This is a genomic window from Streptomyces sp. NPDC090088 (assembly GCF_044747345.1).
Classification (GTDB): domain Bacteria; phylum Actinomycetota; class Actinomycetes; order Streptomycetales; family Streptomycetaceae; genus Streptomyces.
Genome location: NZ_JBIVDZ010000002.1, coordinates 610,811 through 625,123, shown reverse-complemented (window position 1 = coordinate 625,123; position 14,313 = coordinate 610,811). Strand labels below are relative to the sequence as shown.

Sequence of the window (14,313 nt, the reverse complement as noted above, 5' to 3'; positions counted from 1 at the left end):
CTACGCGCGACGAGCGACCGTGAACCGGTCCACCTCCGCCCCCGTCGCGGCCAGCGCCCGCACGGTCAGCGTGGCCGTCCCGCCCCGGTGCGCGGGCTTCACGTCGACGCGGATGAACGAGTACCCGGTGTACCGCACCCGCGACCAGTCGACGTTCTCGGTGACCTTGCCGCCGGACCCGGTGTAGTAGGTCGGCACGGACCCGACCTCGTCCTCGTTCCCCTCGTAGCTGTCGGCCACCGGGAAGCTGTAGACGCTCTCACCACCCGCACCGGCCGTCACGTACACGACACCCCCGCGCACCGGCTCGTGCGTCCCGCCGATGGGCAGCGCGCGCACGGCCTGGTCCCGCACCACCGGGTCGGTCCGCTCGTAGACGTGGTTGTGCCCATTGACGACAAGATCCACCTGGTGCTTCTCGTACAGCGGCACCCACTGCTCCCGCACCCCGCCCTCGGAGGCGTGCGAGCTGGTCGTCGAGTAGGCGCAGTGGTGGTGGAAGACCACGATGAAGTCGACACCGGGATCCCGGCGCAGCTCCCCGAGCCGCTGGTCGAGCCAGGCGGCCTGCCGGCCGCCGCTGTAGCCGAGGTTGGCGGGGATCTCGTACGACACGTCGTTGGCGTCCACCGAGACGACCCCGACGTTGCCGTGCACGAACGAGTAGACGCCCGGCGCGTTGGCCGCGTCGAACCCGTTGCCGGGCAGGGTGAACCGGGCCTCGTTGCCGCCGTACCCGTTGGGCGAGTACCAGGCTTCCATGTCGTGGTTGCCGAACGCGACCATCCACGGCACCCGGCTGGAGAGCGGCTCGATCTGGGCGAGGAACTGGTCCCACTGCCGGGCGTCGTAGCTGCTGCTGTCGGCGGGCAGGCCGTGCCCGGTCTCCTCGGCGTAGCAGATGTCGCCGGCGTGCAGGTGGAAGGCCGGGTCCTGGGCCTGGACGAGGGCGTTGAGTCCGATGGAGGTGTAGCTCGGGTTCTGGTCGCCGAACGCGGTGAAGGTGAACGGCCGGACGGCACGCTCGGCGGGAGCCGTCGTGAAGGAGTACACACTGTGCGCGGCCCCCGGACCGGCGGGGTCGAACCCGTCGTGCCCGACGCCGTAGTAGTACGTCGTCCCCGCCCGCAGCCCGTCCAGCGCCGCGTGCACGTAGTACTGGTCGATGTCGGCGCTCTTGCCGACCCCGGCCGGCGTGAACAGGTCGCGGACCTCGGCGCGCACCCGGTGGCCGAGGTCGAGCGGGCTGAGTCCGACGCGCAGATAGGGGTTGCGGACGGGCAGCGGAACCTGCCAGGAGACCCGCATCTGGGTCCGCGGGTCGGCGCCGTAGGTCAGATGTCTGCCGAACGGCGCGACGAACGCGCCGTCCACTGTCTCCGTGGCCGAACGGGTGATCAGATCAGGTGTGGCGGCACCGGCGGAGCCGGCCGCACCGGCGGTACCCGCGACCGCGGCGAGCCCGGCGCTCGCCGCCGCGGCGACCGCGCCGGACCGCAGCAGGCCGCGCCGGGACAGCGCGCGCCGCAGGTATTCGTGGCGCTCGGGCATGGTGAGCCGGTCGGCGAGTTCGGCGGGGATGCCCATGCGGGGCGTGTTCAGGGGAGGCGTCATGGCCCGGAGGCTGGCAGCGGCCGGTGAATACCGACTGGACTAAACCTTTTCGTTGACCCATGTACGAGTCCGTAGCACCCCATCGGGTGATTTACGGGCGGCAGTTGACGCGGGCTCCATGCACGGCCCCGGCGGCCGGGAAACGGTGAACGGGTAACCCCCGCCGAAACAGCCGTCGTACTGGAGCCGCCGCCGTGTCCCCGACCGCCCCCGACACCGCCCCCCACGGGCACATCCCGGGCACCCGACGACCCCACCTCCCCACCGCGACCGTCCCCCGCCACGCCCTGCGCCGGGCGGCTCCGGCGCTCGCCGCGTACCTCGCCGTACGCCTCACGGGGCTGCTGGTCCTCACCGTGTGGGCGCACCGGCGGCACCACGGGGTGTGGCCGATGCTGGCGACGCAGTGGGACTCCCGCTGGTACCTCGGCATCGCCGACCACGGGTACGTCCACGTACTCGGCACCGCGTACGACCACAACAACCTGGCGTTCTTCCCGCTGTACCCGCTCCTGGTCAAGGCCGTCGCGGCGCTGACCCCGGGCACCCGGGCCAGTACCGGACTGGTCCTCTCCTGGCTGGCCTCGCTCTTCGCGGCCTGGGGCGTGTTCGCGGTGGGCGACCGGCTGGCCGGCCGCCGGGTCGGTGTCCTGCTCACCGTGCTGTGGGCGGCGTACCCGGTCGGACTCGTCCAGTGGATGGGCTACACCGAGTCCCTCTTCACGGCGTTCGCCGCGTGGACGCTGTACGCGGTGCTGACCGAGCGCTGGCTGTACGCGGCGGCCGGCTCGGTCCTGGCCGGTCTGACCCGGCCGACCGGCATCGCCGTGGCCGCCGCGGTCACCGTCACCGCGCTGCTCTCCCTGCGTACCCGCCGCTCGCCCCGCGCCCTGACGGCGGCCCTGCTGGCCCCCCTCGGCTGGTGCGCGTACGTGGGCTGGGTGGGCGTCAGACTCCACCGCTGGGACGGCTACTTCGCCGTGCAGCGGATGTGGCACAACGAGCTGGACGGCGGTGCGGAGACGCTGCGCTGGCTGCGGCACCTGTTCGGGCAGGTCTCGCGCCCGGAGCTGTTCCTGGTCGTGGTGAGCCTGACCATGCTGGCCTCCGTCGTCCTGTTCGGACTGGCCGCGGCCGACCGGCAACCGCTCCCGCTGCTCGTGTTCAGCGCGGTCCTGCTGCTGATCGTGGCGGCCAGCGGCGGCGTCTACTTCCCCCGCGCCCGCTTCCTCCTCCCCGGCTTCCCCCTCCTGCTGCCGCTCGCCGGGTATCTGGCCCGCGCCTCGACGCGGGTACGTGTACTCGCCCTGACGGCGGCGATCGCGGGCTCGGCGTACTGCGGGGCGTACATGCTCCTGGTGTGGCCGAGCGCACCGTGAGCGGTCAGTCCCGTACGAGGTAGCTGAACCCGGTGTCGGGACCCACGCACGACTGGAGGGTGAGGTCGCCCCAGTAGAGCCCGGCGGCCGGGGCGCCGCGGCCCGGGGTGACGTAGTGGGCGTAGACGGTGTAGCTCCAGGTGCCGCGCGGGGTGCCGATGGTGACCCGGGTTCCGACGCGCAACGTGGCGAACAGGTCGAACCCGCAGTAGTCGTGACCGACGATCACGACGGTCCGCATCTCGTAGCCGTCCTCGGTGCCGATGTTGGGCCCCGCCCACTGCACGGCGTCCTGGCAGGCGTCGACCTCGTCCTGCCCGCCGCGGATCACGCCCGCGGACCAGGTGCCGATCCGGATGGTGGCGCCGGTCGCGGCCTCCGGGGTCTTCGGCACCTCCGGCACCTTCGAGGCCGGCGCGCTGGCGGACGGACGGCGTGACGACGTGACGGGCACCCGGCTGGACAGGTCCGGGCCGGGCACCCGGCCTCCCGCGCTGGCCGGCGGACGAGGCGTACCGGACCGCGGGGCACGGCGCACCGGCGGCGCGAGGGAGGCGGAGACGGACGGAGCCGACCGCGACGGCGTCGTCGACGCCGAGGGAGTCGCCACCCGGGCAGCGGTGTCCGGGACCCGCGCCCCGCCCCCGGCCCCACCCCCGGCCCCACCCCTGTTGCTTTCCCCTGCCCCCGTACCCGCCCCGGCCCCGCACCCGGCGAGAAGCAGCACCGCCGCCAGCGCCCCGGTGACCCGTCCGCCTCCCGCCCCCGTCACCCGAAGCGTCCGTTCACGTAGTCCGAGGTCCTCTCGTCCTGGGGCGAGTTGAACATCGCGTGGGTGTCGCCGTGCTCGACGATCACACCGGGCGTGCCGTGCGAGGCGAGGAAGAAGGCGCAGTTGTCGGAGACGCGGGCGGCCTGCTGCATGTTGTGGGTGACGATGACGATGGTCACCTCGTCCTTGAGGTCGTGGATGGTCTCCTCGATCCGGCGGGTGGACGTCGGGTCGAGCGCCGAGCACGGCTCGTCCATCAGCAGCACGCGGGGCCGTACGGCGAGCGAGCGGGCGATGCACAGCCGCTGCTGCTGGCCGCCGGAGAGCGCGCCGCCGGGCTGGCGGAGCCGGTCCCGGACCTCCTTCCACAGGCCGGCCTTGGTGAGGCACTCCTCGACCAGGTCGTCCCTGCCGTCGCGGCCGACCTTGATGGCGTTGAGCTTGAGTCCGGCGACGACGTTGTCGTAGATCGACATCGCCGGGAACGGGTTCGGCTTCTGGAAGACCATGCCGATCTCGCGGCGGGCGTGGGTGATGCGCCGGCCGCGGTCGTAGACGTCGACCTCGTCGAGGAGGACCCGCCCGGCCAGCGAGGCCGAGCCGATCAGTTCGTGCATCCGGTTGAGGATGCGCAGGAAGGTCGACTTGCCGCAGCCGGAGGGGCCGATGAGCGCGGTGACCTGGCGTGCGGGCATGGTGAGCGAGACCCGGTCGAGGACCTTGTGGTCGCCGAACCAGGCGGAGACGGCGTCGGCGCGCAGGGAGGCGGGGCCGTCCCCGAAGCGGGGTCCGCCGCCGATGCTCTCGACGGGCGGCTGGACGACGGTGTCGACGAGATCGGTGTTCTCGGACATTGGGTTGGTCAACTTCCGTGCGGTGGCCGGTGGTTCGGAGCGGGTTCAGAGCAGGTTGGGCAGCAGTGCCGTGAGGGACTGGGAGTCGGCGAGGCCCAGCGCGAGCAGCAGCGGGCCCGCGCAGATCCAGGTCTGCCAGCGGCCCCAGACGCGGAAGGCGACCACCGCGAGCAGCGAGGCGAGCAGCAGGCCCTGGGTCCACAGGAAGACGCCGAGCCAGGCACCGGAGTCGGTGCCGAGGGCCTGTTCGGAATCGGCGATCCAGCCCGCCCGCAGGTCCCGCGGCGGGTTGGGCTGCACGGCCGTGACCAGTTTGGCGTCGACCCGGAGCACCCCGCTCGGGGTGTACGGCGCCCCGGTCGCGGTGATGAGGGTGAGCCGGCCCTGCCCCTCGGCGACCGGAGCGGGCAGTTCGTCGCCGGCCCGGCGGACGCCGGTGACCTCGTAGACCGACTTGTCCTGCCCGGTGGTGATCTCGACACGGCTGCCGACGGGCAGCTGGCGCAGGTCGTGGAAGGGGCTGCCGTATCCCCACTGGCGGCCCATGATCACCGCGGTGCCCGCCTGGCCGGGCAGCGGGGTGTCCCTGCGGTGCCCGGGCCCCGCCATCAGCACCTCGGAGGTGGTCCCCTCCGCGACGACCTCCTGGAGACCGAGGGCGGGGATGCGCAGCAGGGCGACGGGCGCGCCCGGCTTCAGCAGCTTGCCCTCGTAGTCGCGCTGGCCCACGGGGGCGGTGCCCAGGGCGAGTTCCTTGCGGAGTTCGTCGTAGGCGGTCTGCTGGTCGCGGGCGTGCTGGAGGTGGCCGACGATCGTGAGGTTCGCGGCGAAGCCGAGGAGCACGGCGGCGAGAACGCACAGGGCCGCCCCGGCGAGTGCGAGCCCGGGGCGGGCGGGGGGTCGCGGGGTCTCCCGGCGCGGCTCGGTGGTCGGCGGGGGCGGCGGGTCGGGCGGTCCGTCGGCGGGCGCCGACGCGCCGGCCGAGGGTGGGGCGAGGGTGGTCACGGGGTGCGCTCCTCGAAGCGGAGGGTTCTCTACGGGTTCCTGCGGGGACGGGGCGGGCCCGGGGGCACGTCGGCGGGTGCCCCCGGGCCGATCCGTCGGCCGATCGGCCGGTCAGCGGTGCTGCGGGGCGTCGCCGCCGAAGGTCAGCAGGCCCTTGCGGCGCATGTGGAGCACGAGGGCGCCACCGGCGGACAGGAACGCGAGGGAGGCCAGGCCGATCGCGCCGACCTGGGCGCCGGTGGAGGCCATGGAGCCGCCGCCGCCGGAGCCGCCGGTGTCCCCGCCGGTGGAACCGCCGGTGTCCGAACCGCCGCTGCCGGTACCGCCCGTGTCCGTGCCGCCGCTGTCCGAGGCGGAGGCGCTGGGCTCGGGGGACTCGCTGGAGTCGTCGGAGCCGGTGGTGAACGCGAAGTCGACGCTGTGCCCGTCGGTCCTGTCCTCGGCGAGGGTCAGGGTGTGGTCGCCGTCCGCGATGTCCTTGGGGACCGTGAACGCGTAGTTCTTCACGGTGCCGTCGGAGTCCGCCTTGGCGTCGTCGAACGTCGCGTCGCTGTCGGCGAGGGTGACCTTGACCGCGGCGCTCGCGGTGTAGCCGCGGGCGGTGATCTTCACCTTCTGGCCGGGTTCGAGGCTCGGGTTCGTGTCGAGGGTGTTGCCGTCCTCGTCGGTGACGGTGAGGTCGGGGTTGTCGGAGGGGCTGGGGCTGGAGGTGTCCTCGTCGGTGCTGACGAAGTCGAACGCGGCGAAGATGCCCGACTTCTCGGAGAACCGCAGGGCGTGGTCGCCGTTGGTCAGGGCGTTGGGCACGGTGAACGCGTAGTCCGCCACGGCACCGTCGGCGTTCGCGGTCACACTGCCCAGGTCGGAGTTGGTGGCCAGGCTGAGCGTCACCGCCACGGAGGATCCCGGCGTGAAGCCCTTGGCGGTGACCTTCACCTTCTGCCCGATGGACAGGGTCGGCTTGTCGCCGAGGGCGGTGCCGTCGGCGTCCTTGGCGGAGACGACGTAGTCGATGTTCGCGGTGCCACTGGCCGCGGCGCTGGAGTAGGAGTCGGCGTCGGTGGGCGTGAACGAGGCGGTGAAGGGCATCGGGCCGCCGATCGCCGGTGCCTTGACCGTGAGTTCGGCCTTGCCGTCGGCGACCTGCGCGGTGCCGAGCGAGGTGTCGCCGTTCTTGAACTCCACGGAGCCGGCCGCCGCGGCGGGCAGCACCGTGGCGGTGAGCTTGAGGTCGCCGCCCACGGCGACGCCGGTGGCCGCGCTCACCGCGAGCGTCGTGGCCTGCTGTTCGAGCAGGGTCCAGGTGTCGCCCGCGACCCGGATCTTGGCGAGGAAGACCGGGACGTCGGTGCCGCCGCCGCAGCCCAGACCCAGGGTGTAGGTGCCGTCGAGGGATCCGTCGGGGATCCAGGTGCGCAGCCGTGTCTCCAGGCTCTTCGCGGCGGCCAGGGTGGTCACGTCCATCGTGAACGGACCGGAGCCGGCCACGATCTTGGTGGCGCCCTGGCCGAGGGTGGCCTGCGTGGTGTCGCTCGTGGGGTTGAACACCTTGAGGACGGCCGCCTTGCCCGCGGTGTCGTCCGGGCAGCCGGCGGTCGTCGTCACCGACGTGATCATGGGGTAGGTCGAGATGCTGCCCGTGGTGGGCGTGATCGTGAACTTGCCGAGCTGGGTGGCGGCATGGGCCCGGCCCGAGAAGGCGAGGACCCCGGCCAGGGCGGCGCACAGCAGGGCGATGCCGGTGAGCAGCGCCACCGGTGATCTGAGTGGTGCGAGACGGTGATTCATGTGGTGGTCCCCCCGCGGGGTCTGGTCCGGGTTGTGGATGAATACGCCGACAGGGCCGGACACCCATGGGGTGCCCGGCCGTTGTGCGGCTATGGGACGGTGATCAGCTCTCGCCCTTGAGGGTGGTGCTGCCGCAGTCACTGCCGAGGGTGCCGAAGCCGTAGTCGGTGATGGTGCTGGTGTTCGCGCAGACCTTGGAGCCGGTGCCCACGAAGGTGTCCGCGATCAGCGCGTCCGACAGCTTGGCCGTCGGGACGACGTTGTAGACGTTCCGGAGGTAGGGGAAGGAGAGGTTCAGCGAGAGGTCGTCCTCGTTCCGCGGACCCACGCCGTTCACCGAGCCGAGCACGGCGTCACCACGACGGTCGTCGACGGTAGCGGTCTCCTGGGCGGTGTACTGGGCCACGGAGTACGGGAAGATGTCGCCCGCGCTGTCGATGACCGAGCCGTCGTTCTCCTGGATGGAGGAGTTCGTGGTGACGCAGGAGCCGGGGGTCGTCACGCCGATGGAGCTGAGGAAGAAGGCGCGGGTGCCCGAGGCCGACTGCGGCAGGATCGGGGTGAGCGCGACACCGTTGAGCGAGGTCAGGCTGCACGTGTAGATCGCCTGGAGCTGGGCGGTCGTCAGGTTGTCGGGCAGCGCGCTGCCGTCCTGCTTCACCCAGGACACGGCGTCCTTGGCGTACGGGATGAAGGTCAGGTCCGTGGTGGTGGTGTTGTTCGGGCCACGCGAGGAGCGGGCGAAGTCCACACAGCCGGTGCTGCCGTCCAGAGCGGTGTTCAGCGCGGTGATGCCGGCGCCGGAGCCGTCGGGGCGGTTGATCGTGCAGCTGCCGGTCGCCTTGGTCGTGATCGTGGAAGAGCCGGTGGCGTTCCACGAGGCGATGACCTTGCCGTTGCTGTTCGTGATCGCGTTGCCCAGAGCGTTCATCACGTCCTGGGTCGTGTCGGAACCGACACCGGCCAGCTGACGGTAGTCGGTGGCCGAGCTCGGGTCGGCGTAGGCGGCGGGAGCGGCCAGGGCACCGAGGCCCAGGGCGACCGTACCGACGGCGGCACCGATACGCACGCGGGACTTGACGTTCACTTGATTTCTCCTCCGTTGAAACGGATCGAGCAATGGACGTGCAAGCAAATCCGGATTCTGTTTTCGCCACCGGCCCGTCGGCCGGCCACGCAGAACAATTCCGCAGACTCGAACCGGCGGCCACAAAATCCAGCCGGTCTTCAGGTTACGAATCTCTTACCTAGGTGAATCCAAGGGAACTCACCAGGCGGTGTGCGGATTCCCGTTCCCGGGGCCCGGATACGCCCCGGGAACGGGAATCCGACGGTTACTCGGGTTTTCCTCCAGGGATATTCGTCGAGGCCGCCCCGCGCACCGACAGCCGCACCATCACCGGCCCGGAAAGGGCCGCCGCTCCGCCCGCGACGAGGACTCCGAGCAGTACCCAGCGGATCAGCCCGAGCACCTCCGAGGGGGTGTAGCCGCCGGACTGGGCCACGTTCTGCTTGGCCGGGTCGGTCTCGCTCGGGGTGGTGGAGGGCCGGGGAGTGCCCGACGCGCCCGCGCCGCCGGCCGCGCCGCCCGAGGTCCCGGCGGAGCCGTCGCCGCTGCCGCCGGTCACGCCGCCGCCGGCCGCGCCGCCACCGCCGGTACCGCTCAGGTCGTCGCCGCCTGAGGACGTGCCGCCCGAGGACCCGTCGGCGGCGGTCACGCCCTTCTCCAGCCGGTCGGCCGCCTGCTCTGCCTGCGTGCGCATGGCGGCGGGCAACGGGGCGTATCCATAGGGCAGTTCACCCTTGGCGGCGCCCTGGGTCTGTCCCGCACCGGCCGCGTACCGCATCACCTTGGCGTAGTCCTGGCGGGCGTCCTCGGCCTGGTCGAGCGAGGACGCCGCGTAGACCACGGCGGTCAGCGGGTAGGCCCCGTCCCTCATCTTCGCGGGGTCGGACGTCTTGACGCCGGCCACGTCCGAGTCGGGCATCTCGGCGACCGCCTTGAGCAGGGACGCGTCGGTCGGCGTGACGTAGTCCCCGTCGGCGTTCGGCAGGGCGGCGGCGCCCAGCTGGTAGCGCACCGCGGAGGCGTTGTCGACGATGCCGTACTGCCGCTGGTTCGTGGGGATCGGACGGGGTTCGGCCGACAGTCTCGGCAGCGGATCGCCCGACGCGCACGTGTACGCGGTGCCGATGGAACCGCGGCGTACCTTCAGCGCCCCGTCGTGCATGTCGTTGACATAGGGGACCACGTCCTGCGCGGTGCGCGTCACGTTGCCGGTGAGGCAGACGACCTGGGTGGGCGTGAGATCCGTCTTGGGGAAGAAATCCAGGGAATTCGATATGACCCCGTCCTTGTAGGCAGGGTTCACCTTCATTCCCCAGGGGTCTTTCTTCCCTTCGATGAACTCCTTCGCGTCGGAGTCCGCCAGAATGTATTTCCATACCAGCCGGGCGGAATCGGTGTTGTCCGCCGTGACGGCCAGACCCAGCGGCGCATTGACGGCGGCCTGGCCCTGGAGACCTGGATTCAGCTTGAGGAATTCAGGGTCCTTGACGATGGACTCCGGGTTGCCGGCGAGGTAGTCGGGAACGCCGTCGCTCGGCTGGGTCACGCTGAAGGGGTAGGACTGGGTGAGCACCTTGGCCAGCAGTCGCTGGTTGAGCCTGAGCTCCGTCAGCGGCAGCTGTTCACTGTGCAGGTCGTCGCCCTCTCCGGTCGTGTGCGTGTACATCCAGACGAAGCCGATCGTCAGGCCGCTGACCGCGACCGGCGCGTGCACCACCTGGGCCTGCCCGTCGACCGGCTCGACGGGATCCACCGTCAGGGCGAGCCCGGCCTCCGAGTCGCCCGAGGTCACGGCGGACCTGGCCTGTCCCTCGCCGGACTGGGTGAAGTTGAACCGGTAGGTCCCGGTCCTGCACAGCGCGGTCTGCCAGGACGTGATGGCGTCGGTGGCCAGTTCGGACCCCATGATCCCGCGCTCGGGCTTGTCCGGGTCGCAGTTGTCCGTGACCGGCGCGAAGCCGAGCCGGAACACGATGCGCTGGTCCCAGTTCGACCGGCTGAGCGAGGAGGTGACCTGGGCACCCCCGGTGTGCGTCTGCCCGTTGGGGTCGTGGGTGCCGCGGGGCACGACCACCAGCCAGCACGGCTGGATGCCGCCGGCCGACGTGGTGCGGGCGCCGCAGCCCAGGGCCGGTTGTTCCACGGCCGACTTCAGCTCGAACGAGATGTCGCCGCCGCCGTCCCCGTCGTTCGGCATGAACGGGTCGGCGTTGGTGTCCCCGTCGGTGAAGTACGTGGTGTCGGTGGGGCCGGCGGTGGGGTCCCCCTGCCCCTCGACCGGCCGGAACGGCACATAGTGGGTGCCGTTCTTGTCGACCGGGGTGGCGGCGTCGGATTCCAGCGGGTCATGGCCCGAGGTGACGCCCTGGGCCACGGCCCGGCCGTCCCCGTTCTGCCCGCCCGCCGCCAGTCCGAACTCGCACTGCGTACGGTCCGGCCCGGAGTCCGCGTCCCCCCAGCACTGCATGACCGACAGGAAGTCGGTCTCGGAGTTGGTGGACGGCTTCCCGCCCGTCCACGTCACCCGCACGCCCTGCCCGGTCAGGTCCTTCGTCTGGTGCACGGTGACCTTGAGATCCGAGAAGTCGTCCCCGTACACCCCCTTCGCCCCGCTCTTGGTCACGGCCGAACTCTCCGTCGTGGCCGCCCGCGCCTGGTCCGCCCCCCTGGGCAGCGGCAGCACCGCCAGCACCAGCGCGGAGAGCAGGCACCCCACCCCCGCGGTCACCCGGCGCCGGCCGGGCGACATCCGTGTCGTCGTCGGCCGTCTCGTCACAGCTCCCCCTCACGGCGGCGCGAACGTCCCGCGAGCAGCCGCGCGGTGAGCGGTGGCCCCAGGACCACCGCGACGAGCAGGACCGCGGACAGGGCCATCAGGGCGCCGCGCATCCCGAGGCCGTTGTCGGCGGCGAGGGCGACGGGGTTGGCGGCCACGTTCGTGTCGCCGGTGCTCGCCCCGTCGCCGCTGACCACCTCGCCGGTGTCGGGGTCGACGCTCGCCCCCGAGGTACCGCCGGCCGCGGCGCCGGCGCTCGCGTCGGACTTCCCGTCGCCGTTGGTGTCCGTACCGCCCGTGCCGCTGCCGCCCGTGGCGGCCGAACCGCCGGACGACGAACCGCCGGACGCGGACCCGGAGCCGCCCGAGGAGCTACCGCCGCCCGTCGCGCCCGGCTTCACCGGGGTGTCGGTGCCCGAGGCACCCGCCGTGCCGGTGGTGCACTGCGTCGGCCCCTTCTTGTCGCAGGACTTGGGGTACGGGGCGTTCTTGATCAGGGTGTTGACCCCGCCGGAGAAGGTGGGGTTGCGGCAGGTGTTGATGTTGATGGAGCCGGTGGGCGCGCCGGGGACCTTGCGGAGCTGGTCGAAGCCCGCCTGGACGAGGTTCTTCGGCAGCGGCGAGTAGCCGAGGTCGTCCGCCTGCTGCTGGCCGTCGCAGAGGAAGTAACGGCCGAACGTGCCCAGCGAGTTGCCCTTGGCCGCGGTGAAACCGGACTCCACCTTCGTCGGCAGGATCATGTAGCTGTAGCTGGACAGCGGGTAGGTACGGGCGTCGGCGTTGGTGTAGACGCCGTCGAGGATCTGGGTCAGGTAGTTGACCGACGACTTGTTCTCGTTGATCTCGGCCTTGGTCAGCGCCACCGCGACGCTCGCGGCGGTCGGCTCCACGTAGTAGCCGTCCTTGTTGAGCACCTTGGCCACGGGGAAGCCGGTGTTCTTGGCGTAGGAGTACTCGACGTAGGTGATGGCGCCCTCGCCGGAGGGCTGGCGGACATGGCCGGAGACGCCGAGCGAGCCGGACTTGGCGATCATCGCGGAGCCGCTGAGCAGCGGGTAGTTGGAGGTCATGCCGCAGTTGCCGCTGCCGCGGCCGGTGCGCGAGCAGTAGTCGGCCCACAGGGAGCCGTACTGCTTCGACATCCACATGGTGAACTGGGCGCTGGTGCCGGAGCCGTCGGAGCGGACGACCGGGACGATCGCGCGGGCCGGCATGTTCAGGCCCGGGTTGTCGGCGGCGATCGCGGGGTCGTTCCAGCGGGTGATCTTTCCGGTGAAGATCTTGGTGACGACGTCCCCGGACAGCCGGAGGTTGGTCACCATCTTGCCGTTGATCTTGAGGTTGTACATGAACGCCGTGCCGCCGGCCACGATCGGCATGTAGGCGTAGCCGCGGCTCGGCGGGGTGTCGGTGACGCCCTGTTCCTTGAGGCCGTAGGGGATCTCGGAGACCGCGAAGTCGACGGTGCTGTTCTTGAACTGCTCACGGCCCTGGGAGGAGCCGTTGGCCGTGAAGTTGACCGTCATGCCGTAGTTGGCCTTGACGTTGCGGACCCACTGCTGGACGGCGTTGGAGCTCCAGGTGGAGCCGGAGCCGGTGATCTTGGCGTAGGAGGCCGCGGCGGCGGGCTGCGGCTGGACGGCGAGCAGGGCGGACAGCAGGGACACCAGTGACAGCGCGGTGGCCGCCAGCCGGAAACGAGTGGCGGGTTTCACGACGAACTCCCGGAATCGGATGCGACAGGGGTGGTGACGAGGTCGGCCGTCGGGCGGCGCTCGGCGAATCGACGCGCGTCACGCCGGGACGCGAGGACGCGCCGGTGTTCCTGACGGCTGGTGAGATGGCCGGGGCCCCGGCCGCCGACGATGCGGGCGGCGACGAACAGCAGCAGCACCAGCGCCATGAGCAGGGCCGCCGTACCGAAGCCGCGCGAGATCATGTTCGGCTCGGGCGACTTGACGAACTCGAAGGTGACCAGCGGCAGGGAGACCATCGGGTCGTGGAAGGGGTTGAGGTTGAGCTCGTTGGTGAAGCCCGCGGTCAGCAGGACCGGGGAGGTCTCGCCGATGCCGCGCGCGGTGCCGAGGATGACGGCGGTCGTCAGACCCGAGCGGCAGGTCGGCAGCACCACGTGCCAGACGGTGCGCCAGCGGCTCGTGCCCATCGCGTAGCTGGCCTCGCGCAGGGTGCCGGGGACCAGCCGGATGACGACGTCGGCGGCCCTGATGATGATCGGCAGCATCATCACCGAGAGGGCGAGGCCGGCGGCGAGTCCCGACTGGTCCAGGCCCAGGCCGAGGATCACGGTGGCGTAGATGAACAGACCCGCGACGACCGACGGCAACGCCGTCATCGCCTCGACGATGGTCCGCACGAACCGGGCGTAGGCGCCGGGCACCTCGTTGAGGAACACCGCGCAGACCAGCCCGGCCGGGACGGTGATCAGCAGCGCGATGGTGATCATGATCAGGGTGCCGGCCGCCGCGTGCAGGGCGCCGCCCACGCCGAGCGGCTCCAGCGGGCCGGCCAGCTCCATGCTCTGGGTGAAGAAGTTCAGGTGCACCAGTGCCTTGCGGCCCTGGACCAGCGCGTAGAACACGACGAACGCGAGGATCACGACGAGCAGCAGACCCATCGACCGTACGATCGCCGCCGCGATCCGGTCGACGATCGCGGGCCCGTCCTCGTCGAAGGAGACCAGCAGGGCGTACACCAGCAGGAAGAGGACGTACGCGACGACGACGAAGCCGACGGCGCCGTTGAACGGCAGCAGCCAGTGGAACAGCAGCCAGGTGATGGACAGCGCGGCGGTGGCGGCTCCGGCCATGGCGTACACGTCGGTGGCGTGCAGCTGCGTCAGGGCGCGGCGGCGCTCGCCGGCCGGATCGGCGCCGCGGGCCGGGCCCGGCAGCGTGGTGCCCGGGCGTCCGGTCGCCTGACGCGCGCCTGGCGCTTCAGGGGCAACGGTCATGGTCGCTCATTCCTGTGTGGCGTACCTGTGTGACGGACGGGACGTGCGGACGCCGTGGGGGGCGATACCGGGGAGGCGGGGCTCG

10 protein-coding genes are annotated in these 14,313 nt (G+C 71.5%); 1 reads left to right on the top strand and 9 read right to left on the bottom strand.

All coding sequences use genetic code 11. From position 1 onward, the window contains the following. Complete coding sequence (locus ACIPSJ_RS11580) at positions 1-1,587, bottom strand: purple acid phosphatase family protein (RefSeq protein WP_401346220.1); 1,587 nt, start codon at positions 1,585-1,587, stop codon at positions 1-3. Positions 1,588-1,808: 221 nt separating this feature from the next. Between ACIPSJ_RS11580 and ACIPSJ_RS11575 the strand changes: the two genes are divergently transcribed. Beyond that, positions 1,809-2,993, top strand: coding sequence for a hypothetical protein (locus ACIPSJ_RS11575; RefSeq protein WP_401345244.1), 1,185 nt, complete (start codon positions 1,809-1,811; stop codon positions 2,991-2,993). 4 nt (positions 2,994-2,997) lie between these two features. On the opposite strand, the gene ACIPSJ_RS11570 is transcribed toward ACIPSJ_RS11575, so the two are convergent. The 8 genes from ACIPSJ_RS11570 to pstA all read right to left on the bottom strand — a co-directional run bounded on the left by ACIPSJ_RS11570 (position 2,998) and on the right by pstA (position 14,228). Beyond that, positions 2,998-3,387, bottom strand: coding sequence for a hypothetical protein (locus tag ACIPSJ_RS11570; protein WP_401345242.1), 390 nt, complete (start codon positions 3,385-3,387; stop codon positions 2,998-3,000). Between the two features lie 374 nt (positions 3,388-3,761). Next, complete coding sequence (locus ACIPSJ_RS11565; protein ID WP_401345240.1) at positions 3,762-4,619, bottom strand: phosphate ABC transporter ATP-binding protein; 858 nt, start codon at positions 4,617-4,619, stop codon at positions 3,762-3,764. Positions 4,620-4,664: 45 nt separating this feature from the next. Beyond that, a complete protein-coding gene (locus ACIPSJ_RS11560) occupies positions 4,665-5,624 on the bottom strand; it encodes a sortase (RefSeq protein ID WP_401345238.1) in 960 nt (319 codons plus the stop codon). A gap of 111 nt (positions 5,625-5,735) precedes the next feature. Beyond that, the gene (locus ACIPSJ_RS11555; RefSeq protein WP_401345237.1) at positions 5,736-7,412 is read right to left on the bottom strand and encodes a hypothetical protein; all 1,677 of its coding nucleotides are present in this window, start codon (positions 7,410-7,412) and stop codon (positions 5,736-5,738) included. Positions 7,413-7,515: 103 nt separating this feature from the next. Further along, positions 7,516-8,499 carry a substrate-binding domain-containing protein gene (locus ACIPSJ_RS11550; protein ID WP_401345236.1) on the bottom strand — a complete coding sequence of 328 codons (984 nt, stop codon included), beginning with the start codon at positions 8,497-8,499 and terminating at the stop codon, positions 7,516-7,518. A 247-nt stretch (positions 8,500-8,746) separates the two neighbouring features. Further along, on the bottom strand, positions 8,747-11,257 hold the full coding sequence (locus ACIPSJ_RS11545; protein ID WP_401345235.1) for a hypothetical protein: 2,511 nt from the start codon (positions 11,255-11,257) through the stop codon (positions 8,747-8,749). After that, complete coding sequence (pstS, locus tag ACIPSJ_RS11540; RefSeq protein ID WP_401345234.1) at positions 11,254-12,972, bottom strand: phosphate ABC transporter substrate-binding protein PstS; 1,719 nt, start codon at positions 12,970-12,972, stop codon at positions 11,254-11,256. The genes ACIPSJ_RS11545 and pstS overlap by 4 nt, the downstream gene beginning before the upstream one ends. Then, complete coding sequence (gene pstA / locus ACIPSJ_RS11535; RefSeq protein ID WP_401345233.1) at positions 12,969-14,228, bottom strand: phosphate ABC transporter permease PstA; 1,260 nt, start codon at positions 14,226-14,228, stop codon at positions 12,969-12,971. Before pstA ends, pstS begins: the two co-directional genes overlap by 4 nt. Between the last annotated feature and the right edge of the window lie 85 nt (positions 14,229-14,313).